The following is a 26,087-nucleotide window of genomic DNA, read 5'->3' on the forward strand; positions in this document are numbered from 1 at the left end:
CCGCCGGGGCACCCCGGCCTCGTTATTTCAGCGGTTAGGGGCGCGAATTACCCTCCGGGGAATCCCAGAAATCCCCCGCGGGATCGGTTCCGGTGGTGCCAGGCCCGCCGGCGGCCTCAGTTGCGCCGTCGTTCCCCGCACCGTCATTTTCCACGACGGCACCGGCCGCAACCTCTGCCGGCGTGACTTCCATGGTGCCGCGCGCCGCGTGGCGGCGTGCCAAGAAAAGCAAAAGCATTCCCAGGGCCAGCACCAAAACGCTAATAACCACCCAGGCAAGGACCTGCGCCCCGCTCGTGGCGAGCTGGGTGCCGCCGTTCACCGTTTCCATTGTTATTGAACTCCTCACCGCAACGATTAGCTTCCTGGGACGATGGTACACCGGGTGACTAGAACATCACACCGGACCTTTTCCATGCTTTTTCGTCAGCGAAGGTAGCTAGGATTCCCGCTCATGACAAAAATTTTTCGCGCTGCGTCGTTGCGGCGTGACGGTGGAGAACACGGTGCCGACAGTGGCGGGGCTCTGGCCCGGGCCGGTCTTGGTTTGGCCGCTCTCGGCGTCGTTTTCGGCGATATCGGGACCAGTCCGCTCTACGTTGTGCGCGCGGTTTTCACCGTGCATGGCGGCGCCGTTCCGCTCACGGACGCCTCGATTTACGGAGTGATCTCCCTGGTGGTGTGGATGCTCCTTCTTATCGTGTCCTTCAAGTACGTCATTCTTGTATTGCGTGCGGATAACGACGGCGAAGGCGGCATTATTGCCCTCGCCACCCTGCTGCGCACTCTCAGCGGTGGGCGGCCGCGGGCTGCCGCGCTCTTCACGGTAGCGGGCATGTTCGGAGCGGCGCTCTTTTTCGGCGACGCCGTTATCACCCCGGCCATTTCAGTGCTTTCCGCTATCGAAGGTATCCGGGTGGCGCTCCCGACCTTCCCCGCCACCCTCATTGTGCCCATCGCACTGGTGATTCTTCTCACCCTGGGTTGGATGCAGCGCTACGGTACCGGGCGGGTTGGCGTTATTTTCGGGCCCTTCATGCTGCTGTGGTTCACGGGCCTGGCTCTCATCGCCCTCCCGCATATTGCCGCGCATCCGGAAATTTTCGCGGCACTTTCCCCGCATGAGGCCCTCACTTTTGTGGCTCGCCACCCGGCCATCGGTTTTTTCGCCATGGGCGCGGTCGTGCTTGCGGTGACGGGTGCCGAAGCGCTCTACGCCGATATCGCCCATTTCGGGCGGCGCCCCATTTCCGCGGTGTGGTTCGCGGTGGTGCTGCCCGCACTGGTGTGTAACTACCTGGGGCAGGGTGCACTGCTGCTCGAGCATCCGGAGGCCATTGCCGATCCGTTCTTCCATCTGGTTTCTTCCCAGTGGGCCCTGGTACTCACGCTGCTGGCCACCGGCGCCACGGTGATCGCCTCGCAATCGGTGATCGCGGGGACCTATTCCATTGCCCGCCAGGCTTCCCGGTTGGGATACCTGCCGCACCTGCGGATTCGCTATACCTCCGCGAGTGGGGCGGGGCAGATTTACCTGCCGGATATTACCGGGCTGCTGGTGGCCGCAGTAGCGACCGTCGTGGTGATTTTCCGCGATTCGGAGCGGCTTTCATCCGCCTATGGGCTGGCGGTCTCCACCGATTTCCTTCTTACCACCGCCATGCTCTTAGCCCTCACGGTGATCGGCTGGCACTGGCGCTGGTGGCAAAGCGCTGCGCTGGCTGTGGTGCTCGGAGTGGTGGAAGTTCCGCTTTTCGCCGCTAATGCCGCAAAGCTGGTAACCGGCGGCTGGCTCCCCCTGCTCATCGCCCTCGTTCTTATGGTCGTTATGCTCACCTGGCGGCGCGGGGAGGCAGTGGTAGCAGCTACCCGGGCCCGAACCGAAGGTACCCTCGCGGAGTTCGCGGCGCAGCTGCAGAAAAATCCGCTGCGGCGTGTTCCGGGTACCGTGATCTATCCGCATTCCCTCGCTACCACGGTTCCGGCGGCTTTGCGGGCTACCACCGCGCTACATCGCAGTCTGCGCGACCACGTTATTATTCTCTCCATTAAAACGGCCCCGCAGGCCCATATCGAGCGCGCCGAACGCATTACCCGCACGCAGGTGAGCCCGCGCGTGGAAGGCGTTGTACACCTCACGATGCGTTACGGCTTCATGGATATCCGCAATATTCCGGCTGATCTGGAATGGGCGCAACACGAATACGGGTGGGGTTCCTGGAAGCTGAGCGAGGCCCAGTGGGTGCTCAGCCACCTGGGGGTACGCTCGCGTGGGAAGAACGACGACGCAGCTCCGGGCACCACGAGCTCTGCCGCCACCGGTGATTTTCCGCAATTGGCTCGCTGGCAAGCCTGGCTTTTTGCGCGGATCGCGCGCCATTCCGCATCGCCGGCCTGGGTGAGGAGTCTCCCGGCGGATCGCACCGTGGAGATTTCCCGCGAGGTCATCGTGTAGCTACTAATGTCGAAGCGCCTGGTAGCGTTCCTAGTATGACGACAACAACGCACTACCTCGAGCAGCTTCGCCTCGATGAACTCAGCCTCACGGTGCCGCTCACCGCGGATCGGGAAGATGCGCGCACCATTGATATATTTGCTCGCATCGCCACCCGCCCGGGCGGGGAATCCCTCCCTTATCTCTTCTACCTGCAGGGCGGGCCCGGTTATGAAGCCTGGCGGCCCAGCCTGTCCCCGCTGGAACCCTCCTGGCTAAATGTGGCCCTGGAACGCTACCGGGTTGTTTTTGTGGATGAACGCGGTACAGGGCGCTCCACACCCGTTGGGGAAGATATCCTGAGCACGGGAAGCGCCGCGGAAGTGGCCGAATATCTCAGCCACCTGCGCGCTGACGGCATTGTGCGCGATTGCGAAGCGCTGCGCCGCGAGCTCGGCGTGGAGAAAATCAACCTGCTCGGGCAGTCCTTCGGTGGTTTCACTACCGTGCATTACCTCTCGGTCGCGCCCGAACATATCGATCAGGCTTTCCTCACCGGCGGGCTCACCGCGGTGCGCCACAGCGCTGATGATGTCTATTCCCTCACGTGGGAAAAGATGCGGGAGCACAGTGCAGAGTACTACCGGCGCTTCCCCGCGCATCGGGATCGGGTACGGGAGCTGGTGGATCTGGCCGGTAGCGGCTCCATCGAATTACCCACCGGGGAAATTGTCTCACCTTCGCGGCTGCGTTCCCTCGGGCACCTTCTCGGTTCGGATAACGGGTGGCGGGAACTGTACTACCTGCTGGAAAAGGATCCGGCTTCCACCGCTTTCCGTTATGACCTGGCCGCGGCCATGCCGTTTGATGGGCGTAACCCGCTCTACTATGTGCTGCACGAATCCTCCTACGCGGACGGCGTGGTCACCGATTGGAGCGCGGAGCGTACCCAACCGGAGGATTTCCGCACCGATACTTCGCTTCTCTACGGTGAACATGTGTGGGCGGAATGGGCGGATACCGTGCCGGCATTCCAACCGTGGAAGGATGTAGTTGAGAAGCTGGCCACCTGGGAGTGGCCTCAACTCTACTTCCCGGATGCTTTGCGGGAATCAGGCGCGCGCGGTGCGGCTGCTGTGTACGTGAATGATGCCTATGTGCCCCTGGAGTTCTCGTTGGAAACGGGGGCACTGCTTCCTGGGATCCACCGGTACGTAACTTCCACTCATGAGCACAGCGGTTTGCGTTCCAGTAACGGGGCGGTGCTGCGCACGCTCTTTGAATTGGCGGATGGAACGCGGCTGCGCTAACTATGCGCGCCAGGAACGCCCCGCGGCGGGGTTAGCCGGGCGTGCTGAGCTGCACTAACCGAACACCCCGCACGGTGCCCAGTTGTCCGGAAATTCCAGATAACTGGGCGCGGGACGTGCGCTCCAGGAATAGTGGCCGGCCCGCGCGCGGGCGGCCGGCGGTAAGAAAGTGAGGATACGCAGATGTGGAATAATGCGGATACGGATGCTGTGGTGTTCGGAGATAACCTACCGGTTCTCCGGAGCTTACCGGCTGAATCATTCCAGCTTATTTACCTCGATCCGCCTTTTAATACCGGCCGCACCCAACGCCGCTCCACGGTGGTGACCCGGCGTTCCAGCACCGGGAATCGTATCGGTTTCAAGGGCCAGCGTTACGAAACGATCGTGGAGCGGGTACTCGGCTACGATGATAGCTTCGCCGAATATTGGGGTTTTCTTGAACCACGCCTGGAAGAAGCCTGGCGGCTCCTCACCGATTCGGGAACGCTCTATCTCCATCTTGATTACCGGGAGGCACATTACGCGAAAGTGCTTCTCGATGCGCTTTTCGGGCGGGAATGTTTCCTCAACGAGATTATTTGGGCCTACGATTACGGCGCTCGCACGAAAAAACGCTGGCCCGCCAAACACGACACTATTTTGGTGTACGTGAAAAACCCGGCCAGCTACTACTTCAATTCGGAAGATGTAGATCGAGAACCGTATATGGCTCCCGGATTAGTCACCAAGGAAAAGGCAGCACGCGGCAAACTTCCTACAGACGTGTGGTGGCATACCATCGTCTCCCCCACCGGAAAAGAAAAAACCGGCTACCCCACCCAAAAACCACTGGGGATTCTGCGCCGGATTATCACCGCATCTTCTCGCCCGGGGGACCGCGTCCTTGATTTCTTTGCCGGATCAGGTACCACCGGAGCCGCGGCGCATGAATTGGACCGCCAGTTCCTGCTCATTGACGCCAATCCGGAAGCAATCGCGGTGATGCGCACCCGCTTCCCCGATGAGGTACAGTTCGGGGAATGGGATGGCGAGGCGGTCAGCTGGAAGTAGCGCGCATCCGAAACTACCTCCGGATATTGCCGTAGAGGCAGTTCAGGAATCGACACGCACCTGGGAATAGAGGGCGCAGGCACCTACCCGATAAGCAGGCTCCAGGGCAAGCTCCGGATCCGCGTAGAAATCCGGGGAGTGATTCGAGGCGGGCTCCCCGTGCGCCGGGTCGAGCTGCGCGGGCGAAAAACCACCGAAAAGCCAGAATACCGAAGGCGCACCGGCGCTCTGCCCGAGGACCGCAAAATCCTCACTGAAACCGAAAGTTTCGCTGGCCACATTCTCCTCCCCCAGTTCCGCACCGATCACCTCACGCAAGGCCGCAACAGCTGCGTCGTCGTTCACGGTGGCATCTACCTGGCGGATCTGGCGGATCAGAGGTTCGGGGGCGCCGGCCGCGAGCGCTTCGGCCCGGATAATCCGCTCGATACCGGTATTGATTATTGCGCGGGTTTCCTCATCCCGGAACCGAGTATTGATGCACAGACGCGCGGTGTCCGGAATGATATTGTCCTGGCTGCCGGCCTGGAAAACGCCGACGCTCACCACCGCGTTGCGGTCCGGATCCGTCATGCGGGAACGGATTGTTTGCAGGCGGGTAACAATGGCCGAACCAATCACAATAGGGTCGACGGCGCGATGGGGCTGCGAGCCGTGCCCGCCCACCCCGTGCACAATAACTTCGAAACCGTCCGAGCCGGGCAGCACTCCACCCGGATGAAGATTGACCCAGCCGGCCGGGCGTGGCACCACGTGCCCGCCGTACATGACCTGCGGGCGCGGAGCTTTCTCCCACAGACCGGCCTCCACCAGGGCGCGTGCCCCCAGACCGTTTTCTTCCGAAGGCTGGAAAACAAAAACGATGGTACCGCGCCACAGCTGCGCATGGGCCGCAAAGGCCCGGGCCAAGGCGAGCGCGATCGACATGTGGGAATCGTGCCCGCAGGCGTGCATAACCGGAACATTTTTCCTGGACGCATCAATTCCGGTGGCCCGCGAGGCATAGCTCAGGCCGGTACGTTCGGCAACGGGCAGGCCGTCCATATCAGCGCGATAGCCCACCACCGGGCCGGAACCGTTGCGCAGCACGCAGGCAAAACCGGTATCGGTCACGGGGATAATCTCACGGGTGATCGCACCGGAAAGTTCGAGGTTTTCCAGGCGTCCCCGGAGAGCCCGCGAGGTCTCCACTTCCTGGAAAGAGAGCTCGGGATTGGCGTGGAAATACTGGAAATCACCGATCATGGTGGCCCGGTCCGAAGCGCTGAGGCGAAATTCCTCCGGAAGATACTGCACGGCGTTCCCTCTCATCCGATGCTAGCGGTGCGGGCGCCTCCGTGGCGCAGAGTGCGCAAGCGTCCGCTCACCTCGTTTATTTTAGCGCCGGGATCGACAGCCGCGCCGAACGTCCGTGGCAGGTCGGGGCGGTGACTGGCTAGGCTGGAGGGAGTGTGCAGGCGAGGTGTACCGGTAAGCGGAGCCAAAAGGTGCCGGTACACGCGGCGGCAGCGCCCGGGCGAGGAGGATTATGTTCCACAACATCATTTGGGATATGGGCGGAACCATGGTGGATACCTATCCGCATGTGGATGCCACCTTGCAGGCGGTTGTTCTTGATTCCGGTCAGGAGGTTTCCCTCCTGGAAGTTGCCCGCCTGACCCGGCACTCCACCAACCTAGCCATCACCGAGCTTTCACGCCGTTTCGGGATTCCGGAAGCCGAGTTTCGGGCGCGCGAACAGGAATTGAAAGACTCGTGGAAAATCACACCGCCGCCCGCGATGGCCCATGTGCGTGATGTTCTTGCCGCGGTTCCCGGGATCAATGTGGTGGTCACGCACCGGGATCGCGCGAGCGCCCGCACCCTCCTGGAGGGCTTGGGACTCCAAGTTACCGATATGGTTTGCCCCGAGGACGGTTTCCCACGCAAACCCGACCCGGCGATGTTCACCCATATGCTCAGCAAGCACCACCTAGATCCGGCCCGCACCCTCGCTATTGGGGATCGGCCGATTGATATCACGACCGCACATAAAGTTGGAGTGGCCGGTGCTCTCCTGGAAACTCCCGGTATTGAGCTGGAGGCGGATGCTGATTATCGCATCACTGATCTTGCGGAGGTTCTCCCGCTCCTCGGCTCATGAGCTAGCGGCATAGTTTGTACCCGATAGTTTGTACCGGCGCGGGAGTTTTTCTGGCATAACCAGACTTGTCAGGACGTAAGGCCAGTTTCAGCCACAACAGAATTTTCTAGCCGTAGCAACGCTTTTTTCATATCAAGCCCACCCGCGCACCCGCCCGGGGCGCCACGCGCGGCAAGAACCCGGTGACAGGGCAGCACAATGGGTATCGGATTGCGCGCGCATGCCGATCCCACCGCACGAACCGCCCGCGGGTTGCCCACCATTGCAGCAAGCTGGCCATAGGAGCGGGTCTCCCCGTAGGGAATTTCCTCGAGGGCACGCTGCACCCGGGCCGCGAAGGGGCCGCGGGTGAGAAGCAGATCGGTAGGGAGCCGGAAATGGGTGCGTTCGCCCGCGAAATACTCGGTGAGCTGGGCACATGCCCGGGCGGCAAGCTCCTCCGCCCGGCGCCGCTCGGCCTCATTCTCAATCTCGATAACCGCCTGCGGGCCCGGGCACCCGGGAAGCACCACCGCGATCACCGCATGCGCCTGCGCCGCAACGGCGAACTGCCCCAGTGGGGAATCGCACGTCCGCCATACCGCTGCGGCGCAGGCACGTGTCACGGGAGGTTTCTTTACTTCGCGACCTGGGCGGTGCGGTGTTCGAGGCCGCTCAGCACGGCTTCCACCTCACTCGCACGGCGTTCCAGCGGAGTGAATTCGCCGTCCGTCCAGTCCTCAAACATCATGAAATTCACTTCGGAACGGATAGCTGGCATATTGAAATTAGCCGTAATCTGGCGCCATTGCTCGATAGCGCGTACGCCCCCGATGGAGCCGTGCCCCACGAAAGCAACCGGCTTATTCATCCATTCAACGCCCAGCGCGTCCACCGCGTTCTTGAAGGCCCCGGGCACCCCGTGGTTGTATTCCGGGGTCACGAAAATAAAGGCGTCGAATTCGCTGATTTTATCGGCCCAGCGCTGGATGGCCGGATTATCGTAGCGACCGTTGGCCGCAGCCGGAACCACGGGGCTGGTGAGGAGCGGAATATCGAAATCCTTGATATTGACGAGTTCGTAAGCGACCTCCCCCGCCCGCTGGGCTGCGAGCTGGGCGACGTACCGGGCCACACCCTCGGTGGCCTGGCCCTCGCGAATTGATCCGGAAATAATGGCGATCTTCATAAACGTGTCCTTTCGTTTAGGTGAGCGACACCCAGATTACCAATCTCTCATTTACCATTCAATCGGACGTGGGGTGCTCCCCTTTTAGCTCGGTGCGAACACCCTCCGCTTCGGCTTCGGCATCGCCACCACCTTCACGCAGATCACTGGCGAGCACCGCGTAGACGATGGTGTCGGTCCACTCCCCCTTGAGCCAGAAGTCCTGGCGCATATGCGCTTCTTTACGCATTCCCGCATGCTGGAGCATAAGCTCACAGACCCGATCCCGCGCATCCATTTGTGCAGCAACGCGATGCACTCCGCACCGGGTGCAGGCGTAGCGAATCATGGCCCGCATAGCCTCCGATGCGTAGCCGTGACCGCGGAAATCCGGGTGGAGCACGGTGGCAATCTCCGCGACGCCGTGCTGCGGATCGGTCATCCACAGGCGCACGTCCCCGATGGGTTGCGCATCGAGTTCGATGACGACGGCGAGCGCGGCCTGCGGGCCGCGCAAATCCCGCGCCTGGGCGCGCTGGGCAGCTTCGTTGACCGCCCGTTCGGGATTCCAGGCATCGGTCATGAGGTATCTGGTGACATCTTCACGGCTGTAAATACTATGCAGCCACGGCGCATCATCGGGCCGGTGCAGCCTCAATCGCAGCCGCGTGGTTGTCACCGAAAATTCTTCAGGTGTCGTGGTATCCATAACTCTTTAAGTGTAACGAAAAACACTTTTAGGGGAAGAGGTTCTGAGCTGGTTATCCACGATACGGAACGGGGCGGTAATGAGGCAGCGGATCGCTCGCCAACCTTCCGTACAAATCAACATCGATACGCCACCCATTAATCAGAAATTTCCCGCGTTCGGTTCCTTCCTTGAGGAATCCCGCCGCGCGGGCCACCCCTCCCGAAGCCGGGTTATTCACCCGGTGTCCGAGTTCCAAGCGTTCCAGCCCGCGCTCGCACAGCGCCCAATCCGCGACGGTTGCCGCCGCTCTAGACATGATTCCACGGCCCCAGTAATCGCGGTGCAACCAGTAGGACAACCACCCGCTTTTCTCATCACCATCCGCGTGAATACGAACCATACCGATGAGTTCATCGCTATCTTCCCGGGCGATGACCCAGGCCAGCTGCGAATCGGGATTTTCCAAGATCTGCGCGATATAGCGGCGAGCACCGGCCATATCCGTGATATTGCCCTGCCGGATCATATCGGGATGGGAGGCGAAGGCCGCCACAATAGCTGCGGCGTCGCCCTCACGCACCGCGCGCAGCACAGTATCAACCTTCGTTCCCACGCTCGTTACCAAGAGCTACCTATACATTAAAACGGAATTCGACCACGTCGCCGTCTTGCATCACGTAGTCTTTGCCTTCTTGGCGCAGCTTCCCGTGTTCACGAGCGGCGGCCACAGAGCCGTATTCCACCAGGTCATCGAAAGACACCACCTCGGCTTTAATAAAGCCGCGCTGGAAATCGGTATGGATGACACCGGCGGCCTGCGGGGCGGTATCGCCCTTGTGGATGGTCCAGGCGCGGGCCTCTTTGGGGCCGGCCGTGAGGTAGGTTTGCAGGCCGAGGGTATCGAAGCCCACCCGAGCCAGCTGGTCCAGGCCGGATTCTTCTTGACCGGTGGCCTCCAGCATTTCCCGGGCTTCTTCTTCGCTGAGTTCCACCAGTTCCGCTTCGAATTTGGCATCGAGGAAAATGGCTTGGGCAGGTTTCACAAAGTCACGTAGTTCCTGCTGCATGGCGGTGTCAGCGAGGCCGTCGTCGTCGGTATTAAAAACGTAGATGAAGGGCTTCGAGGTCATGAGTTGGAAGGAACGCAGGATATCCGCGTCAAATTCGGCGGCGTGGTTGGAGAGCACTTCGCCCGCCTCAAGGAGCGCGTAGGCCCGCTGCGCCGCATCGAGCGTTTCCTTCGGGGTTTTCTTCCCCGTCACTTCCTTGGCGAGGCGCGGGATAGCCTTCTCCAGAGTTTGCATATCAGCGAGGATGAGTTCGGTGGTGACCGTTTCGATATCATCTTTCGGGTCCACGCGGCCCTCCACGTGCACGACGTCCGGGTCGGCGAAAGCGCGGGTGACCAGGCAAATTGCATCCGCTTCGCGAATATTGGCGAGGAATTGGTTGCCCAGGCCCTCCCCCTTGGATGCCCCGCGCACGATTCCGGCGATGTCCACAAAATCGACCGTCGCCGGCAGGATTTTCTGAGATCCGAAAATTTCGGCGAGCTTAGTCAGCCGCGCATCCGGGAGCGGCACCACACCCACATTCGGCTCAATCGTCGCGAAGGGGTAGTTCGCCGCGAGCACCGTTGCGCGCGTGAGCGCATTAAAAAGGGTCGATTTTCCGACGTTGGGAAGTCCTGCAATACCAATTGTTAAAGCCACGCCCTCCATTCTAGCTAAGAGAAAGGAGGGCGGGCTGCTATCCGGACGTACGCTAGTGGCGCGGAGCGCTACCGAGGTGCTGCACTACTGCGCGGGCGCGTCCATGGATTTCGGGGCGTGCCAAATATCTTCGCCGCGCAAAATTGCGTCCGCACCGCCGTCGATATACAGGATCTGCCCCGTGATGGTCCGCGAGAGTCCGGTCACGAAGAAGACGAGCGCATCGGCAATATCGCGAGCTTCCGAAGCGCCGTGGTACGGGGCGGGCAGCGCACCGAAAGCCTGCTTGCGCCCTTCCTCGGTAGAGAGGAGTTCTTTCGTCATGGGGGTGGCAACCACCCCCGGGCCCACCGCATTGAGCCCGACGCCGCGCCCGGCGAATTCCTCGCTCACGGCCGCGCGGCGCACCCACGTGGCAATAGCGCGCTTGGAGCACGCGTAATTCGCGTAGCCCTGCATCGGGCCCTGCGCGGCGAGTTCCTTGCCGTAAGCGAGAGCTTCTTCGCGCTGATCATCAAGAAGCAGCTGTACAAGCTTGGGATCGCTGGGTTGCAAACTGGCGCAGGAGGCAGTAATTACCGCGCGCCCGTTTTCCGCTTTTTCCAGGTAGGGAAGGAAAGCGCGGACGGTGTCGCGCGCACCGAAGAAATTCACTTTGAGATCGAGAGGTGAATTGCTCTGGGTTCCCGCATTCGCGATCACACCGTCAATCTGCGGGTACTTTTCCACCACCCGAGCGACCGCATCCGCGATCCCCTCCGGGCTGGATAGATCCGCGTCAAATTCCGCCCCGCGCAAATCAACACCGACGGGCGTATGCCCGCGTTCTTCCAGGATCTTCCCGCAGGCAGCGCCGATACCCGAGCCCATTCCGGTCACAACGATAGTAGACATGGTGTTCCTTTCTTCCCGGTGCCGCTTCTTCACGGCACCACCAGCGGTGACGTTAGCCCTAATTTTTTGTGATGAGATGTGCTGTGTTCCGCTACCTTGAAAGCTATCAAAGTCTGTCACGTGGAACAAGGGGCGACGACGCCAGCGCGCTTCCCTCCCATTTTTCTGTCGTAGGCGGGTGTTTGAATACCGCTATGGATATCTCGATTGTTATAGGTGCTCTTATCGCGGTGGGATGCGCGTGTTTCGCCTTGGGTTTCTTGAGCGCGCGAGTGCGCTTGGGTGGCGCAGTTTCGGCGCGGGAGCTAGCGCGGGTGCGCCACCAACTAGAGGAGGCGCAGCGCGATGCCGGGGCGGTGCGGGCGCACTTGGCGGCCGCCCAGGCCCGCTCGGATCGTTTAGAGGAGGAAAATAACGGGCTCATCGCCAGGGCTAAAACAGATAACAACATTTTGCGTTCCCTGGCACCTATTACCCAACAGCTCACGGTGATGGAGCAGCGGGTCCGTGATGTGCAGGTCCTCCAAGGGGAACAGCGCACCGAAATCCGCACCCAGCTCACCGCGGCGGCCCGCACCCAGGAAGATCTCGCGCGGGCCACCCAGGCGCTGCGCGGGGCGCTGAGCTCCACCTCGGCGCGAGGAATGTGGGGTGAAGTGGAATTACGCCGGGTGGTGGAGGCCGCCGGGATGCTCCCCCACGTTGATTTTTCCGAGCAGGTTGCTTCACGTGCAGGCAGCGGGCACGGTAGCGGTACCGGGCTTTCGCGCCCGGATATGGTTATCCACTTGCCCGTCGGCGCACATCTCCCTCTCGATGCCAAGGTTCCCCTCACCGCTATGCTCCAGGCACAGGCCGCCCCGGCTACCACGGCGGAGGAAATCGCGCGGCGCCACGATCTCCTCAAACAGCACGCCAAGGCGGTGCGTTCCCACGTAAACGCGCTGGCTAAAAGGGATTACCCCGCACTTTTCCCAGGGTCACCCCGGCTCACGATTATGTTCCTTCCGGGAGAATCACTGCTCGCGGAGGCGCTGCGGGAAGATCCCCCGCTCCTGGAAGATGCCTTGGCCCTCGGGGTAGTCCCCGCTTCCCCAGCCTCGCTCCTGGCGCTGCTGCGCACCGTGGCAACACTGTGGGCCTCCAGCAAGATCAGTGAAGAAGCCGGACATATTATTACGCTCGGGCGGGAAATGACGGATCGGCTCCGGGTGGTGGCCGGCCACTTGGAAAAGCTCGGGAACTCTCTCACCTCAGCGGTCAAAAACTACAATTCCGCGCTCTCCTCTTTCGATTCGCGCGTACTGGTCACCGCGCGCCGCCTGGAAAGCCTAGATGCCGATTTTTCTACCCCGCCAACCATTGCTGCGGAAGAAGGTCAGGTCAAACGCTTCCACGATGCTGGGCTGCGCGAAGCGCTCGACGGCGAAGATGATCACGAAACACGGATTGTCCCGTAGCAGTGCGAGGCAAAACATGGCACGATAACTGATATGGCTTCAACAACTCCGGTACCCGCAACCCTGCCGCAACGGGCTGCGCAGACAACACCGGATCACCCGTGGCCGCTACGCCTGCTCTCGGTAAAAATCCGGGAATATGTGGCGAAAATGTCGCGGTTATGGGTGGAAGGCGAAGTCATTACCCTCCAGCGCCGCCCCGGAGCAAAAGTCCAGTTCCTCACCTTGCGGGATTTGGAAGAAAACGTCTCTATGACGGTTAAAATACTCAGCCACCTACTTCCCGCAACCGTCACTTCCGGAAGCCGGGTGGTGGTGTGGGCCGTTCCCGATTTTTATACCGGTAATGGCTCGCTATCCCTGTGGGCACAGGAAATCCGCCCCGTTGGCGTGGGTGATATTCTCGCGCGTTTGGAGGCTCTGAAAGCCAAACTCGCTTCCGAAGGACTGTTTGCACCGGAACGTAAAAAGCCCCTCCCCTTCCTACCCCGCACGGTGGGTCTTATCGTGGGGCGCAATACTAAAGCGAAAGAGGATGTCATTATTAACGCCTCGCTGCGCTGGCCCGGGGTACGTTTCGAGGTGCGCGAAGTAGCAGTACAGGGCCGGGATGCCGTGGCCCAGATGATTCCGGCCCTGCGCGAGCTAGATGCCCACCCGGGAGTGGATGTCATTGTGCTGGCGCGCGGGGGCGGGTCCGTGGAAGACCTCCTCCCCTTCTCCGATGAGCACCTCGTGCGTGCTATTGCGGCTACCAACACTCCGGTGGTCTCCGCTATCGGGCATGAAGGCGATAATCCCATCAGTGACTACGTGGCAGATCTACGAGCTTCCACGCCCACGGATGCCGCCAAGCGCATCGTTCCGGATCGGGAAGCTGAACGTGAAGGGGTACAGGCAGCCGTGCGCCGCTTGCGCCAGGGTATGCGCCATCGACTCGACCGTGCCACCAAAGAACTCGAAGCATTACGCGCCCGGCCCGTCCTGGCCCGCCCCCGAACTATGGTGGAAGTGCGCGAACAGGATATCCAGTCGTTGCGCTCCTGGCTGCGGGCCCATATCCGGCGCGATATGGCTTCCAGCTCCCAAGATATCTCCTCACTTCTTTCCCAGCTGCGGGCCCTCTCACCCCAGGCAACACTGCAACGCGGGTATTCGGTTATCCTAAGCGGGGACAACAGAGTAGTCTCACAAGAAAACGACGTCCGAATCGGAGAACACCTGCGTGCCATTTTGGCCGCCGGGGCCCTCCATCTCGAAGTGAAAGGGAGCGCGCATGGTAGCTAAGGGAACCACTCCTGAGGGATTCGCACCCCCGGCACCAGCGCCAGACTCACCCCACGCATCAGGCGCATCCGCACCCCGCCCGCGCGAAGATATTGAAGCGCGCGTGGCTACCCTCAACTACGAAGAAGCCCGGGCCCGACTTGTCGATATTGTTTCCCGCCTGGAGCAGGGCTCCATTCCTCTCGAAGAATCCCTGCGACTGTGGGAGGTAGGCGAATCTCTGGCCCGCCACTGCCAGAGCTGGCTTGATGGCGCTGCGGCCCGTATTGATGCGGCCGAACGCGGCGAAAGCCTCGCGGATCTCTCCGACTCGACTAGCTCGGTTACCGCTCCAGCCCAGGCCACGGGGCCGGGAAGAACCACAGGAACCCCTGCTCCGGCTACCGCTCCCACGCATCAAGCCCCGTCGGCCGCGGTACAAGCAGGCGGCTATCAAGCACCCGCGCCCGCTATCCCACCGCAGGCATCTAAAGAAGACCGGGTGGCTGCCCTACGGGAAGCGGTGCGCGAAGTACGCGCCGAAGATGTACCGGCTATTCAGGCAGCTCCTCAACCTGTACCCGAGGCCGCATCAGCGCCCGCTACCCAACGCGGTGCGGCAGCTCCCGCCGGCGCGCCCGATGGCGCCACCGCTCCCCAGCAGCCTTCCGTTGTGAACCCACCAGCGGGCGATGATGACGATTTCGACCCGGAAGAATTCGCGGACGGAACGGGTCTTGATACCACCCCACTCACCCGCCACCCCGAGGATTTCGCATGACAGTTCTTGTCATTGGCGATGCCATCGCCAACCAGCGCGAACAGGAAACCCCTTTTCGTGCCGGTACCATGTTTAAGGTGGCGGTTAATCTAGCCCACCTGGCGCGCGAAGTGCGGATGGTCACCGATATCTCCGAAGCCTCCGATCCGCAGGTCGTGCGTGATTACGCCGCCGAGCACGGCGTGGAGCTCCTCTTGCGCCCCGCTTCACCTCCGGCCAGCGCCGCTCTCACCTCCGGCTTGACCACCCCACCCCCGGCTGCTTTCACCGAAGCTCATTACGGGGAGGGACACGGAGATCCGGAAGAAAGCTGGGATATTTTGCCGGCTCCGGAACGTGGTGCCCGCAAACTAGATTTTGATCTCTTCAGCCCCTCGGCCACTATTTTCGGTGGAGATGCCTGCCATGCCATGCCCGCAGCCCACACCGTCCGCGAATGGCTGCGGGTGTGCCGATCCACCTCCACCATCATCTACTCGCCGGCGCTGCGCCACCCCCGGGCCCGCAACCTGGATCGGGTCCGTATCCAAGCCGAAAGTTTCTTGCAGCTGAGTGACGTCGTCGTCGCAACCTCAAAAGACATCCGGCTTCTCTACGGTATCAGCGGCCCCGAAAATGAGTTCGCCGCGGTGGCCGAACACTGGTTCAGTTTCGGGCCTCGGCTCGTAGCTATTCTTCTTGAGGACGGTGCCGCGCTCATGATTACCGCCTCGGGTGACCGCCTCCACGTAGCTTCCCTCCCGCGCCCCTTTGTGGATGTTGCGGGAGCTCGCAGCGCTTTTATAGCCACCACCATCGATACCCTGGACCGGGTGAGTCTGCTCGGGCGGGAAGCCAGCCCCGGACTCGCCACCATGTCCATGTCCCACCTGTACACCGTGGGCGCTTTCGCCACCACCGCGCGCAGCCTCATGACCGCGCATGCCGGCTGGGAACCGCTCACCCGCAATGAACTCAGCGAAGGCTTCTTCGAATACCAGAGCCGCGAAGGTCTAATTTAGCGCGCTTCAACGGGCATAGGCGCCACGGTGTTATAAGAGCTTGATTTTGTAGCGCCCGGCCTAGCGCCCGCGGCGTCGATCACGCTGCGTATAGTCACGCAGGGCCCGCAAGAAATCCACGCGCCGGAAATCCGGCCAGTAGGTTTCACAGAAATAGAGTTCGGTGTGCACGGACTGCCAGAGCATAAAACCGCTCATGCGCTGCTCCCCGCTCGTGCGAATCACCAGGTCAGGATCCGGTTGGCCACGGGTATAAAGATGATCGGTAATATCCGCGAGGGAAAAATCTTCGGCAACCTCCGCGAGGCTACGCCCGGCTGCTGCTTGGTCGCGCAGGTAGGAACGCACCGCGTCGGTAATTTCTTGACGCCCGCCGTAGCCCACCGCAATATTCACATGTAAACCGGTGCAGGCTTCGGTACTCGCGGCCGCGGCACGCAGGCGCTGGGCATATTCCTCACTAAGAAGATCGAGATTCCCCACCGCCACCAGGCGGAAACGGCTAGAGCGCGCCAGATTTTCGACAGTTTCACAGATGATGCTCAGTAGCGGACCCACTTCTTCGGCTGCCCGGGAAAGATTATCCGTGGAGAGCAACCACAGGGTCACCACCTCAATTCCAGCGTCTTCACACCAACCGAGGACTTCAGCGATACGCTCAGCCCCCGCCCGGTGACCGAAGGTAGCAGATTCACCCAGTTCCCGCGCCCAACGGCGGTTTCCGTCCAGCATAATTGCCACATGCTGCGGCATACGCTTCCCGGAAAGCTCACGCACCAAGCGGCGCTCATAGGCTGCGTAGAGCCATGATGACATTCCCACGCTCTTCCCCTCCCTCGTTCTAGCCACTGTGGCACGAGCCGCGCCCGGCAAGGCTGCACCCGAGCCGCACCCCGTCAGAACCGGAGCCGAGCCGCGCAACCAGATGCCTAACCGTTTAACTGTAGCCCGCCCATCCTGGGGGAACAGGAAAAGATACCCGGAAAATATTCAGGGAAGCGGCGTATACTTGCGCCAGCGACTCAAAGCGGTGCGGCGAACCGGAGCCACACCTCCCGCCTTGCCCACCGCCGCGTTTGTTGATCTTCGGACATCCCGGAGGTATTCACCGACCACGTGGGGAGCACCATGACCCGTCCTTGTCACGCCACTAGCGAACGCCACGCGAATACCCTCTCTCAGCCACCACATGGCGAAAAGAAAGACCGGAACTCTCGTGCCGCAGCAGGGCGGCCCCGGGCAGCGCACAATTTACCTTCGCTACCCGCATCCTTACTCCCGAAACCGGCTCTGCGCGGCTGGCAGCACGCCATTATTGCCCCACTCTCACTGGCAAATATGATCGTGCAAATAGTTTTCGCGCCCACTGCCGCCCTCACCATCGGAGTCATCGTGTTCGGGCTGAGCGCCGTCGTGCTATTCGGGCACTCTGCGGTATATCACCTGGGTTCGTGGGGGCCGAAAGTGCACGCTATTTTACGGCGCCTGGATCACTCGAATATTTTCTTGCTCATCGCCGGAACCTACACCCCGCTCTCCCTCGCCCTGCTACCGGGCGGCACCGCCGCGCTGGTACTGGCCATTGTGTGGAGCGGGGCGCTCGGCGGGATTGCGCTTTCCAATTTCTGGCCGGCGGCACCGCGCTGGCTGTACGTTCCCCTCTATATTGCGCTCGGATGGGTGGCCATCTGGTTCCTCCCCGATATGTGGGAAGCCGGTGGCCCGGCTATCGTCTGGCTCATCATTGCCGGCGGGATCTGCTACACAGTAGGTGCGCTCGCCTACGCTTTCCGCTGGCCCAATCCCTGGCCGCGCACCTGGGGATTCCACGAATTCTTCCATTCCGGAACAGTGGCGGGTTACGCCTGCCACGCGGTGGCGGTCTGGCTTACCCTCTTTTCTGTCGCCTAATAAGCCCAGGCAGCGCAGTGGTGCCGGCCGCCTCAGCGCCAACGGCTAGCCAGCCCGCCGCCCGCCTACTCCCCGCGACCCGCAAGGGCGCGGGCGACGTCGTACCCCTCCTCTAGAATGGTGCGCAGCATCACACGAAACTTCTCAGGCACAGGAGCGAAAATGAGCACAAAGAAAAACGCGGAGGCGCGGGACCGGGAAAGTAGCTGGACCACGGCACCCGGTATTGCGCTGCAAATCCGGGCTGGTTTTCAGATCGCCTCCGTTGCTACCGGATCCACACCTGGCTGGCACGGGGATAAAAAGGCCGGGAAAGCCGCCATGAAGGAGCGTGGGAAGCTCCTTGCGGAGCTGCAAGAACGGCTCTATGCCGAAGCGCGTCAGGGCGGCGAGCGGCGAGTGCTGCTCATCGTGCAGGGGATGGATACCGCAGGTAAGGGCGGTATTTGCCGGCATGTGCTCGGGATGGTCGATCCGCAGGGCGTGCATCTCCGGTCTTTCGGGGTACCCACCGCGGAGGAACTCTCCCACGATTTCCTGTGGCGGATTCGGCGTGCGCTACCACCGGCCGGGATGATCGGGGTTTTTGATCGCTCGCATTATGAAGATGTGCTGGTCGGGAAGGTAGATGAGCTGGCCACTCCCGCGGAAATTGAGGAGCGGTACGAAAAAATCAATGAGTTCGAACGTGAACTCGTGGATGCTGGATATACGCTCGTCAAGGTGGCCCTGCTTATCGGCTATGAGGAACAGGGTTTCCGGCTGCTGCGCCGGCTGGCGCGCCGCGATAAACACTGGAAGTATTCGCCTTCTGATGTGGCCGCGCGCGCCCAGTGGCCCGCCTATATGGATGCCTACCAGGCGATGTTCGAGCGTACCTCCACGGAATATGCCCCGTGGTATGCGGTGCCGGCAGATCGTAAATGGTTCGCGCGGCTCGCGGTAACCGAGCTCCTCGCCCAGGCGCTGGCCCGGCTGGCTCCGCGCTGGCCGGAGGTCCGCTGGGATCCGCGTACCCAGGCCGCGCAGGTGCTCGCCACCATGCCCCGCCACACCGCGCAGCTCTCCGTGGAAGAACTCCGTGCGGAGGCGGAGGATGTCGCCGCTGAATCCGAGGATTACCGCAACGGCGTGGAAAAGCTCATCACGCAAGACGCCCGCAAAGATGCCGGGGAACGGGTGGGGAACGGGCAGTAACTAACGGTAACGCGCTGCCGCCGGTTCTTCGCTCTCCAGTCCGGGTACCCGCGCGAAGAGGTCCGTTTCACCCTCCGTTGGGGCCGGACCCACGGTGGAGGCCGCCAGGTAGAAATCCTCGTGCGGCCACACCTGCGCCTCCAGATCCCGCGGCGCAGCGAAGAAAAGCCCGTTCGGGTCGATTTGAGAAGCATGGGCACGCATGGCCGCATCACGTAGTGGGAAATATGCGACGACGCCGACCCGGGTGCTTGCGGCATGCCGCGGGCGCGGGAATTGCGCGGCCTCCTGGAGCCACTCCGTAAATGGGCTGACCTGGCCGGCTGCGAGAATCGCTTCGTGCAAAGCGCTCAGCCGGGTGAAGGAAAGATTGGCGTCGTAATAAAGTTTGGAGATCTTCCAGGGCTCACCCAGCTCCGGCCAGCACGGCTCTCCCGCCAGCCGCACCGCCGCGAGGGTCGCGGTATGGGTGCGCACATGATCGGGATGCGGGTAGCCGCCGTTTTCGTCATAGGTGGTCACCACCTGGGGCCGGAATTCGCGGATTTGGGCCACGAGGGCGCGGTGTACATCCGTATCCGCGGCCCGAGCGAAACTATCGGCGGGCAGCTTAACATCCGGGTAGCCCTCGGGGAGTCCGGAATCCACAAAGCCGAGGAAAACGTGCTCAATACCGAGAATGCGGGCTGCTGCCGCCATTTCTTCCCGGCGTAGCTGCGCCATGGTGCGCCCGGCCAGAGCTGCGCCGTCGAATAAAGGATTGAGGATATCTCCGCGTTCTCCACCCGTGCAGGTGACCACCCGGACCCGGCCGAGGCGGGCGTATTTAGCCAGCGTAGCTGCGCCTTTTGATGATTCATCGTCCGGGTGGGCGTGGACGCTAAGGAGGCGGCGTTCGTCCATTATCCTTCTCCTTCCGCAGCTGGCTTTTGGGCTTAGCTCGCGGGTTTTGTGCTAGTGATACGGGCCTGTGGACGTGCGCTCATGGGCGCGGCTGCCACCGGGCCGATTCACCGCGCTACTCTACCAAGATGCTCCGGGCACTGCCGCGGGGCGATAACGGAGTGGAACACGGCTGGGTGCCGGGAGGGAATCGTGGGATCGTGACATGGTGGAATCTTGGAATACGCACGGGAATGTTGCAAGCCGCGGAAGGCTGGTATGCTTAGCCGGAGAAACATGCCTGTCAGGGCATGAATTTTTTTATCCGAGTGGGGCGTCCCACCCGCGCCCAGCGCTCGGGCCCCCGCAACCGCATCGCCGCACGAAGGCGTGCCGAGCTGCGCCGCGCGAGCGCGGACTCATAACCGAATGACCAACCGGGTAGGTGCATATCTCGCACCCACCCCGTGACGAGAAAGAGAAGAGATGTCTGAAAACACCAAGGGAGCGTGGCTCTCCCCCGAAACGTATGAGCACCTCAAGGCCGAACTCAATGACATGATTACCGTCCAGCGCGCGGAGATCGCCAAGAAGATCGAAGCGGCCCGCTCGGAAGGTGACCTGCGGGAGAACGGTGGCTATCAGGCGGCTCGCGAAGAGCAGTCGAAACTGGAGGGGCGGATCGTAGAGCTGACCGCTCTGCTGGAAAACGCCCATGTATCCGAGCCTCCCTCGGGTGATGAGGTGGCCTCCGGCACGGTTGTGACAGCCACCATTGGCGGCATGGAAGAAACCTTCCTCCTCGGTTCGCGGGAGGCCGCGGATATTGTGGGGATGGAAGTGTATCCGGAAAGCGCGCCGCTCGGGCAAGCAATCCTGGGCCTGAAGAAGGGGGAGAAAACCACCTTCAAGAACCGCCTGGGCCGCCCCGTCAAGGTGGAAATCCTTGATATCAAGCCCTACGAAGGCTAGGAAGCTAGAAGGCTAAGGTGCCACGCGAAGGCACCAAGGAAAGCGGAAAGCAAGGCGAACATTTAGGTAAGAGCTAAGGAGCTGATCGTGAATCTGTCTGCTACCCCCGCACTGCCCGGCCGGCCCGATCCGATTAATCCGAATCCGGCGCCGCACGTGGTTCTGGGTACGCCCGTGCTTGCCGAACCCGGTCCGGGTGAGGAGCTTATCTACCTGGCCTCCGGGTGTTTTTGGGGTGCGGAAAAGCTGGCTTGGGAGGCCGGAGCGCTGAGCACCGCGGTTGGCTATATGGGCGGCACCACGCCGAATCCCACGTACGCGGAGGTGTGCACGGGCCGCACCGGGCACGCGGAAACGGTGCGGGTGGTTTTTGATCCGCGTGTGCTTCCGCTGGAGAAGTTACTTCAGCTTTTCTTCGAGTCCCATGATCCGACCTCACTTAACCGGCAGGGAAACGATGTGGGCACCCAGTATCGCAGCGCTATTTTTACGACGACGGACATCCAGGAGCGCACCGCTCGGGCCATGATTGCCGGTTATGAGGATGTTCTTCGGGCGGCCGGGCGGGGAGCTATAGTGACGGAAGTGGTACCGGCCCTGGCTGCCGGGCCTTTCTACCTGGCCGAAGAGGAGCACCAGGGATATCTTCATAAGGTTCCGCACGGCTACCAATGCCATGCGCGCACTGGAATCGCCTGCCCGCTCCCGGGTGCTGGCCCGCTCGGCTAGCCCCGGACCATTACCAGAAACCACCGAAGGCCGGGACGGATGTTTTTCCGTCCCGGCCTTCGTTTGAGCTATCAGCCTTAGTTCCGCGAGGATGCGGCCAGGTAGGCCACGATGCGCAGTACTTCAAGGTAGATCCACAGGACCGTCATAACGATGCCGAAAGCTGCCGTCCACGCGAATTCTTTCGGGGCGTGGCGTTCCACCGCGAGCTTGGCGGTTTCCAGATCTGAGATGAGCACGTAGCCTGCCACCGCGATCATAACCAGACCGAGGATGATTCCGAGGTGGAAGCCACCCACCGTAATATTACGCAGCGAGTTGGTCACGCCGGTCAGCATAAGAATGAGGTTGACGAAACCGAAGATAATGTAGGCGATCATGATGGTAAGGACCACGCGCCGGCCCTTGGCCGTGGTGCGGACCTTGCCGGACATGTGGAGGAACACCGCCACACCCACCACAATCGCGGTACCCAGAATCGCTTGGAAAGCGACCCCCGGATAGAGAGTGTCAAAAGCATTGGTGATCGCACCGAGAGCCACGCCCTGGAAAAGGGAGTAGGCAATCGAGATACCCGGGCCAACCATCGGGCGCCAAGCCCCGAACATGCCCACCGCGAAAGCGATGAGGGAGGCCGGGATAGCGAGCATCATCGCGTAGTCCAGCGGCACGAAAAGCATGGTGGCCGCGCCGGCAACGATGGAGACCGCCAGCAGAATCGCGGTTTTCACCATGGCATCGTCATAGGTCATGGTGGCGGTAGCCGGAGCCCCGAAAGCACCGGGCTGCCCGTAGCCGCCCGCGTACTGGTCATAGTCCTGCTGCGGATAAGCCTGACCGTAGTCCGGATGCGCAAAATTGTACTGGTTGTGCCAGCCGGGCTGTTCCGTACCGTAACCGCTCGGCTGTTCATAAACACCCGGGCCGGCCTGGTACCCCTGGCGCGGTTCCGTTGCAATATTGCCACCGCGGAACTGCTGGTTCGGTGTGGCAGCACCCTTGCGGAAATACGGGTTGTTACTCATCACGGGATTCGACAAAATACCCTCCTGTATTGTGGTGGACCGCCGGATAGGCGGCCCGCCTACTGTCAGACGCGACCATCGTCCGGTTAGCATCCAGGTTATGTAGAAACTTGGTTATAACTCGTCCACTATCGTCTCCAGGGTTATTCTCAAGCCCGTGCCTGAATTTTTCCTGAAAGACTTCTTGGTTTTCCTCAATCAGCCTAAGATCACTGTTTCCGGGAATAAACCGGAATAAACCCGGAACCACCTCCGCGATTACCCCCGAGCATCAGCTCCCGAAACATGGTATATCCAATCAGTACCCCCGGACGGACTCGAACCGACACTGAACCGATTTTAAGTCGGGTGCCTCTGCCAATTGGGCTACGGGGGCTGAACATGCGAGCACGCCGGCCCGTATGAACATCCCTAGAATACTACCTTGTTGCCCCACCCTGTAGAGTAGGAGGGATCCTAAGCGCGTCGCTTCACCGGCTTTTACCTGAGAAGGGGCCGCCGGCCGCTAGCTGCGCCGTCGTACCACCAAAACCTGGGCAGACAGAATCGAGAGGGAATGACACAGCGCGAGAACCACGACACCACTCACGAATCGGCCACCACACCCGAATCCACCGCGGAAACCGGGCAGCGCAAGCTCCGCACGGGCCTGCGCCGGGTGGGGAAACTCGCAGCGCCGGTCACACGCTACAGCGAGGCACTGCGTAATGAATCTTTTGCCGGGCTGGTCTTGGTCATTTCGGCGGTCGTGGCGCTCATCTGGGCCAATTCCCCGGGCCGCGATACTTATTTCGCGCTGGCAGCCACGAAAATCGGTCCGGAAAGCTTAGGGCTCCACCTGGACCTGGCGCACTGGGCAGCGGATTTCGTGCTCGCACTTTTCTTCTTCGTGGTGGGCATGGAACTCAAGCAGGAATTCACCATCGGTTCCCTCAACGACCCGCGCAAAGCAGCCCTGCCGGTGCTGGCTGCGGTGACCGGCATGCTCGGGCCGATCGCGGTGTATTGCGCCACCCAGGCCATTTCCGGCGCCCATATTTATGACGGGTGGGCCATTCCTGTTGCCACCGATATCGCTTTCGCGCTCGGGGTGCTGGCGCTGGTGGGTAAAGGGCTACCGAAAGCCGCCGGTATTTTCCTCATGACGCTCGCGGTGGCCGACGACCTGGGCGGAATTATCGTCATCGCGATTTTCTTCTCGGAGGGGGTCAACGTGCTCTTCCTGGGCGGCGGCTTGCTGGTGGCGGCCGTGTTCGGGCTGCTGTGCTGGAAAGGTTGGAATCGCTGGTGGTTGCTGTGGCCGCTCGCGTTGGTGTGCTGGTACTGCTTCTTCCGCGCCGGAGTACACGCCACCATTTCCGCGGTAGTCCTCGGCTTCATGATCCCCACGTCCACCACCGACGCGGATGATACCCCGCTCACGGAACGCTATAGCGAACGGCTTATTTTCTGGTCGGCCGGGATTGCGCTACCCATTTTCGCGTTCTTCGCCGCGGGTGTGAATATTACCGATGCCGGCGGGATCACCGCGCTGCTCGCCGACCCGGTTGCCATCGGCATCTACCTAGGTCTCCCGCTGGGCAAATTCTTCGGCATTTTCTGCGGCACCTGGCTTTTCGTGAAAGTTTTCCGTCTTAAATTGGGCGAGGGTCTGCACCTGGGCGATATTTTCCCCATGTCGATTTTGGCCGGCATCGGCTTCACGGTATCGCTACTTATCGCGCAGCTCTCCTTCGCGCCCACCGACCCGCACGAAGCTCACGCGCGCGTGGGCGTACTCCTCGGCACACTACTCTCTGTGGTTCTCGGGGCACTCGCTACCCGGGTGCGGGTGCGGCATCACCGCGCCGCCGGTACCTTGCACGACGACGCCGCCAGTAGCAGCCCGGACTCTGCCTCCTAAGCGGCGGGTCGGGCGGGAGGCTGGGGTTCCCGGGCAGCCCACAGGGCCAGGCCGTCAAGGATGTCGTGTTCCGAGGTGGTGATGGTGGCGAGCGGGCGGCCCGCGGCGGCGCGGCGCTGGGCGATGCGGCGCACCACTTCTTGCCAGACCAGCGCCCCGGCTCCGATCACGGGGGCCCGCCCCGGGTGCATAAAGCCGAGCGCGGCGCGCTCCTCTAGGGGCGCGTGGATAAACCAGTCGGTGACCTTCTCAATATCGGTCAGCCGCATCGCGGTGCCGTGCACGGCCGCCGAATCGTAGGTGTCCAGGCCCAGCCAGGTGGCGGTTACCGAGGTGACGGTACCAGCCACCCCGACCACCTGTTCGGCCTTCCCGAGGGGAACGTGCTTCTCTGCTTCGTCCAAGGCCGCGCGGATATCGGCGCGGGCGTTTTCTAGTTCGCTCGGGGTGGGCGGATCGTGACGCAGGTGGCGTTCGCGCATCCGCACCGAGCCAATATCCATGGAATGGCTGGCTATCACGCTGCCGTCCGCGCGCCCGAGCACGAGTTCGGTGGAGCCACCACCCAGGTCAATAAGGAGCACCGGGGAGGTGGGCGAACTCAGCGCGGAAATTGCGCCGGAGAAAGAGGTCTGGGCTTCTTGAGCGCCGGTGAGCACCTGGGGGCGCACCCCGATCCGGGCCACTACCCCATCGAGGAAGTCCGCCCGGTTGGAGGCATCACGCGTAGCGGAGGTGGCAGCGAAGCGAATGGAAGTCACCCCCGCTTCCCGGCAGAGGCGCGCGTATATATCGATCTGGTTGAGGGTGCGTTCGAGGGCTTCGGGGGCGAAGTGCCCGGTAGCATCCACCCCCTGACCCAGGTACACAATTTCCATCTGGCGGGTGACGTCACTCAGGGCGCTGCCGTCCGTTCCGGGAACATCAGCGATGAGCAGGCGGATGGAATTGGTGCCGCAGTCAATACCGGCGACCCGTTGCGAGGGCTCGGTGGGCGCGACGGGCGCGGTAGGCGCGGCGGGTGCATCCTCGCAGTGGCAGATAGTGCCATCCCAACCGACGAGGTCAAGGGCGCGATCTCCCAGCGGGCATACTCCCCGCCCCGCGCTCAGCGCGTAGCCGGCCAGCGCGTGCAGGCATTTGACCCGCTCGGGCATACCCCCGGCGGATACCCCGGCAATTTCCGGGACCTCACCGAGCAGGGAGCGGCGCGCTATATACGATTCATGGGCTGCCTGGTGGGCGGCGCGCAATGCGGCGTCGTCGGATAAAGCAGCGGTCATGGTGGCCATTTCCCCGCGCGCTTCCAGGCGAGAAATCTCTTTGACCAGGTAGGGAAGGCACAGGTAGAAGAGGGTCGGGAAGGGTTCGCCGTGGCCGAGGCGCGGCAGGGTGATGGTGACCGCGGGGCGTCCGCAGGCGCAGCGTGCCCCTATGCCGACGAGGCCGCGCGGAACGCGCCCGAGTTGGGCGGCTACCTCGGCGCGGTCGGTGGGGCGCAGCGGGGTGGCATTCGCGGCGATACGGGTGAGAAGCTCGGGGGTGACATCGCGCTCGGTGAGGACATCGGTCATGC

At 62.0% G+C, this 26,087-nt stretch carries 25 protein-coding genes and 1 tRNA gene; 13 read left to right on the top strand and 13 right to left on the bottom strand.

Annotated elements, in window-relative coordinates; all coding sequences use genetic code 11:
* Positions 1-34 precede the first annotated feature (34 nt).
* Positions 35-331 carry a hypothetical protein gene (locus ACTFPK_RS07055; RefSeq protein ID WP_087070473.1) on the bottom strand — a complete coding sequence of 99 codons (297 nt, stop codon included), beginning with the start codon at positions 329-331 and terminating at the stop codon, positions 35-37.
* 123 nt (positions 332-454) lie between these two features.
* On the opposite strand from ACTFPK_RS07055, the gene ACTFPK_RS07060 reads away from it, so the two are divergent.
* The 3 genes from ACTFPK_RS07060 to ACTFPK_RS07070 all read left to right on the top strand — a co-directional run bounded on the left by ACTFPK_RS07060 (position 455) and on the right by ACTFPK_RS07070 (position 4,797).
* Entirely contained in the window at positions 455-2,455 is a 2,001-nt protein-coding gene (locus ACTFPK_RS07060; RefSeq protein WP_087070472.1) for a potassium transporter Kup, read from the top strand.
* A 35-nt stretch (positions 2,456-2,490) separates the two neighbouring features.
* Positions 2,491-3,744 (top strand): alpha/beta fold hydrolase, encoded by a 1,254-nt coding sequence (locus tag ACTFPK_RS07065; RefSeq protein WP_087070471.1) that lies wholly within the window; start codon positions 2,491-2,493, stop codon positions 3,742-3,744.
* 183 nt (positions 3,745-3,927) lie between these two features.
* Positions 3,928-4,797 carry a DNA-methyltransferase gene (locus ACTFPK_RS07070; RefSeq protein WP_087070470.1) on the top strand — a complete coding sequence of 290 codons (870 nt, stop codon included), beginning with the start codon at positions 3,928-3,930 and terminating at the stop codon, positions 4,795-4,797.
* 42 nt (positions 4,798-4,839) lie between these two features.
* On the opposite strand, the gene ACTFPK_RS07075 is transcribed toward ACTFPK_RS07070, so the two are convergent.
* On the bottom strand, positions 4,840-6,108 hold the full coding sequence (locus tag ACTFPK_RS07075; RefSeq protein ID WP_439911369.1) for an amidohydrolase: 1,269 nt from the start codon (positions 6,106-6,108) through the stop codon (positions 4,840-4,842).
* A gap of 217 nt (positions 6,109-6,325) precedes the next feature.
* On the opposite strand from ACTFPK_RS07075, the gene ACTFPK_RS07080 reads away from it, so the two are divergent.
* Complete coding sequence (locus tag ACTFPK_RS07080) at positions 6,326-6,940, top strand: HAD-IA family hydrolase (RefSeq protein ID WP_087070468.1); 615 nt, start codon at positions 6,326-6,328, stop codon at positions 6,938-6,940.
* A 68-nt stretch (positions 6,941-7,008) separates the two neighbouring features.
* Here the strand turns inward: ACTFPK_RS07080 and ACTFPK_RS07085 are convergent, their stop codons facing one another.
* The 6 genes from ACTFPK_RS07085 to ACTFPK_RS07110 all read right to left on the bottom strand — a co-directional run bounded on the left by ACTFPK_RS07085 (position 7,009) and on the right by ACTFPK_RS07110 (position 11,384).
* Entirely contained in the window at positions 7,009-7,545 is a 537-nt protein-coding gene (locus tag ACTFPK_RS07085; protein ID WP_200807173.1) for a methylated-DNA--[protein]-cysteine S-methyltransferase, read from the bottom strand.
* Between the two features lie 11 nt (positions 7,546-7,556).
* A complete protein-coding gene (locus tag ACTFPK_RS07090; RefSeq protein WP_087070467.1) occupies positions 7,557-8,108 on the bottom strand; it encodes an NADPH-dependent FMN reductase in 552 nt (183 codons plus the stop codon).
* A 58-nt stretch (positions 8,109-8,166) separates the two neighbouring features.
* On the bottom strand, positions 8,167-8,796 hold the full coding sequence (locus ACTFPK_RS07095; RefSeq protein WP_284891040.1) for a GNAT family N-acetyltransferase: 630 nt from the start codon (positions 8,794-8,796) through the stop codon (positions 8,167-8,169).
* A 52-nt stretch (positions 8,797-8,848) separates the two neighbouring features.
* Positions 8,849-9,391, bottom strand: coding sequence for a GNAT family N-acetyltransferase (locus ACTFPK_RS07100; protein WP_087070465.1), 543 nt, complete (start codon positions 9,389-9,391; stop codon positions 8,849-8,851).
* Between the two features lie 19 nt (positions 9,392-9,410).
* Positions 9,411-10,490 (bottom strand): redox-regulated ATPase YchF, encoded by a 1,080-nt coding sequence (gene ychF / locus ACTFPK_RS07105; protein WP_284891041.1) that lies wholly within the window; start codon positions 10,488-10,490, stop codon positions 9,411-9,413.
* Positions 10,491-10,574: 84 nt separating this feature from the next.
* Complete coding sequence (locus tag ACTFPK_RS07110; RefSeq protein WP_284891042.1) at positions 10,575-11,384, bottom strand: SDR family oxidoreductase; 810 nt, start codon at positions 11,382-11,384, stop codon at positions 10,575-10,577.
* A 194-nt stretch (positions 11,385-11,578) separates the two neighbouring features.
* On the opposite strand from ACTFPK_RS07110, the gene rmuC reads away from it, so the two are divergent.
* From rmuC to ACTFPK_RS07130, 4 genes are read left to right on the top strand one after another with little or no spacing between them, the layout of a single operon-like run.
* Positions 11,579-12,844 carry a DNA recombination protein RmuC gene (gene rmuC / locus ACTFPK_RS07115; RefSeq protein ID WP_439911371.1) on the top strand — a complete coding sequence of 422 codons (1,266 nt, stop codon included), beginning with the start codon at positions 11,579-11,581 and terminating at the stop codon, positions 12,842-12,844.
* A 33-nt stretch (positions 12,845-12,877) separates the two neighbouring features.
* A complete protein-coding gene (gene xseA, locus ACTFPK_RS07120) occupies positions 12,878-14,131 on the top strand; it encodes an exodeoxyribonuclease VII large subunit (RefSeq protein ID WP_439911372.1) in 1,254 nt (417 codons plus the stop codon).
* Positions 14,121-14,891: an exodeoxyribonuclease VII small subunit gene (locus ACTFPK_RS07125; RefSeq protein ID WP_439911374.1), complete on the top strand. Its 771-nt coding sequence runs from the start codon at positions 14,121-14,123 to the stop codon at positions 14,889-14,891. Before xseA ends, ACTFPK_RS07125 begins: the two co-directional genes overlap by 11 nt.
* A complete protein-coding gene (locus ACTFPK_RS07130; protein ID WP_439911375.1) occupies positions 14,888-15,892 on the top strand; it encodes a hypothetical protein in 1,005 nt (334 codons plus the stop codon). The genes ACTFPK_RS07125 and ACTFPK_RS07130 overlap by 4 nt, the downstream gene beginning before the upstream one ends.
* A gap of 60 nt (positions 15,893-15,952) precedes the next feature.
* Here ACTFPK_RS07130 and ACTFPK_RS07135 read toward each other — a convergent pair whose 3' ends face one another.
* The gene (locus ACTFPK_RS07135) at positions 15,953-16,708 is read right to left on the bottom strand and encodes an isoprenyl transferase (RefSeq protein ID WP_274734778.1); all 756 of its coding nucleotides are present in this window, start codon (positions 16,706-16,708) and stop codon (positions 15,953-15,955) included.
* A 474-nt stretch (positions 16,709-17,182) separates the two neighbouring features.
* On the opposite strand from ACTFPK_RS07135, the gene trhA reads away from it, so the two are divergent.
* Together trhA and ACTFPK_RS07145 are read left to right on the top strand one after the other, a co-directional pair.
* A complete protein-coding gene (gene trhA / locus ACTFPK_RS07140) occupies positions 17,183-17,803 on the top strand; it encodes a PAQR family membrane homeostasis protein TrhA (protein ID WP_439911399.1) in 621 nt (206 codons plus the stop codon).
* A gap of 162 nt (positions 17,804-17,965) precedes the next feature.
* Positions 17,966-19,000 carry a PPK2 family polyphosphate kinase gene (locus ACTFPK_RS07145; RefSeq protein WP_274734775.1) on the top strand — a complete coding sequence of 345 codons (1,035 nt, stop codon included), beginning with the start codon at positions 17,966-17,968 and terminating at the stop codon, positions 18,998-19,000.
* Here the strand turns inward: ACTFPK_RS07145 and mca are convergent, their stop codons facing one another.
* Entirely contained in the window at positions 19,001-19,903 is a 903-nt protein-coding gene (gene mca, locus ACTFPK_RS07150) for a mycothiol conjugate amidase Mca (protein WP_274734774.1), read from the bottom strand.
* Between the two features lie 465 nt (positions 19,904-20,368).
* On the opposite strand from mca, the gene ACTFPK_RS07155 reads away from it, so the two are divergent.
* On the top strand, positions 20,369-20,854 hold the full coding sequence (locus ACTFPK_RS07155; RefSeq protein WP_016443212.1) for a GreA/GreB family elongation factor: 486 nt from the start codon (positions 20,369-20,371) through the stop codon (positions 20,852-20,854).
* An 87-nt stretch (positions 20,855-20,941) separates the two neighbouring features.
* On the top strand, positions 20,942-21,583 hold the full coding sequence (msrA, locus tag ACTFPK_RS07160) for a peptide-methionine (S)-S-oxide reductase MsrA (protein WP_274734771.1): 642 nt from the start codon (positions 20,942-20,944) through the stop codon (positions 21,581-21,583).
* Between the two features lie 77 nt (positions 21,584-21,660).
* Here the strand turns inward: msrA and ACTFPK_RS07165 are convergent, their stop codons facing one another.
* On the bottom strand, positions 21,661-22,608 hold the full coding sequence (locus ACTFPK_RS07165) for a Bax inhibitor-1/YccA family protein (protein ID WP_274734770.1): 948 nt from the start codon (positions 22,606-22,608) through the stop codon (positions 21,661-21,663).
* A gap of 302 nt (positions 22,609-22,910) precedes the next feature.
* Positions 22,911-22,984 (bottom strand) — tRNA-Leu (locus ACTFPK_RS07170).
* 180 nt (positions 22,985-23,164) lie between these two features.
* Here ACTFPK_RS07170 and nhaA point away from each other — a divergent pair.
* A complete protein-coding gene (gene nhaA / locus ACTFPK_RS07175; RefSeq protein WP_274734769.1) occupies positions 23,165-24,511 on the top strand; it encodes a Na+/H+ antiporter NhaA in 1,347 nt (448 codons plus the stop codon).
* Here nhaA and ACTFPK_RS07180 read toward each other — a convergent pair.
* On the bottom strand, positions 24,508-26,085 hold the full coding sequence (locus tag ACTFPK_RS07180) for a DUF501 domain-containing protein (protein ID WP_439099553.1): 1,578 nt from the start codon (positions 26,083-26,085) through the stop codon (positions 24,508-24,510). The two genes, nhaA and ACTFPK_RS07180, sit on opposite strands and share 4 nt — an antisense overlap.
* Between the last annotated feature and the right edge of the window lie 2 nt (positions 26,086-26,087).

The sequence above is a fragment of the Actinotignum sp. UMB0459 genome, from assembly GCF_051905915.1.
GTDB classification, from domain to species: Bacteria; Actinomycetota; Actinomycetes; order Actinomycetales; family Actinomycetaceae; genus Actinotignum; species Actinotignum sanguinis.

Excerpts from the sequence above, each read along its gene's own strand:
- ACTFPK_RS07055 (WP_087070473.1), bottom strand. The coding sequence starts at position 331 with ATGGAAACGGTGAACGGCGGCACCCAGCTCGCCACGAGCGGGGCGCAG.
- ACTFPK_RS07060 (WP_087070472.1), top strand. The coding sequence starts at position 455 with ATGACAAAAATTTTTCGCGCTGCGTCGTTGCGGCGTGACGGTGGAGAA.
- ACTFPK_RS07065 (WP_087070471.1), top strand. The coding sequence starts at position 2,491 with ATGACGACAACAACGCACTACCTCGAGCAGCTTCGCCTCGATGAACTC.
- ACTFPK_RS07070 (WP_087070470.1), top strand. The coding sequence starts at position 3,928 with ATGTGGAATAATGCGGATACGGATGCTGTGGTGTTCGGAGATAACCTA.
- ACTFPK_RS07075 (WP_439911369.1), bottom strand. The coding sequence starts at position 6,108 with ATGAGAGGGAACGCCGTGCAGTATCTTCCGGAGGAATTTCGCCTCAGC.
- ACTFPK_RS07080 (WP_087070468.1), top strand. The coding sequence starts at position 6,326 with ATGTTCCACAACATCATTTGGGATATGGGCGGAACCATGGTGGATACC.
- ACTFPK_RS07090 (WP_087070467.1), bottom strand. The coding sequence starts at position 8,108 with ATGAAGATCGCCATTATTTCCGGATCAATTCGCGAGGGCCAGGCCACC.
- ACTFPK_RS07095 (WP_284891040.1), bottom strand. The coding sequence starts at position 8,796 with ATGGATACCACGACACCTGAAGAATTTTCGGTGACAACCACGCGGCTG.
- ACTFPK_RS07110 (WP_284891042.1), bottom strand. The coding sequence starts at position 11,384 with ATGTCTACTATCGTTGTGACCGGAATGGGCTCGGGTATCGGCGCTGCC.
- rmuC (WP_439911371.1), top strand. The coding sequence starts at position 11,579 with ATGGATATCTCGATTGTTATAGGTGCTCTTATCGCGGTGGGATGCGCG.
- xseA (WP_439911372.1), top strand. The coding sequence starts at position 12,878 with ATGGCTTCAACAACTCCGGTACCCGCAACCCTGCCGCAACGGGCTGCG.
- ACTFPK_RS07125 (WP_439911374.1), top strand. The coding sequence starts at position 14,121 with ATGGTAGCTAAGGGAACCACTCCTGAGGGATTCGCACCCCCGGCACCA.
- ACTFPK_RS07130 (WP_439911375.1), top strand. The coding sequence starts at position 14,888 with ATGACAGTTCTTGTCATTGGCGATGCCATCGCCAACCAGCGCGAACAG.
- ACTFPK_RS07135 (WP_274734778.1), bottom strand. The coding sequence starts at position 16,708 with ATGTCATCATGGCTCTACGCAGCCTATGAGCGCCGCTTGGTGCGTGAG.
- ACTFPK_RS07145 (WP_274734775.1), top strand. The coding sequence starts at position 17,966 with ATGAGCACAAAGAAAAACGCGGAGGCGCGGGACCGGGAAAGTAGCTGG.
- mca (WP_274734774.1), bottom strand. The coding sequence starts at position 19,903 with ATGGACGAACGCCGCCTCCTTAGCGTCCACGCCCACCCGGACGATGAA.
- ACTFPK_RS07155 (WP_016443212.1), top strand. The coding sequence starts at position 20,369 with ATGTCTGAAAACACCAAGGGAGCGTGGCTCTCCCCCGAAACGTATGAG.
- ACTFPK_RS07165 (WP_274734770.1), bottom strand. The coding sequence starts at position 22,608 with ATGAGTAACAACCCGTATTTCCGCAAGGGTGCTGCCACACCGAACCAG.
- nhaA (WP_274734769.1), top strand. The coding sequence starts at position 23,165 with ATGACACAGCGCGAGAACCACGACACCACTCACGAATCGGCCACCACA.
- ACTFPK_RS07180 (WP_439099553.1), bottom strand. The coding sequence starts at position 26,085 with ATGACCGATGTCCTCACCGAGCGCGATGTCACCCCCGAGCTTCTCACC.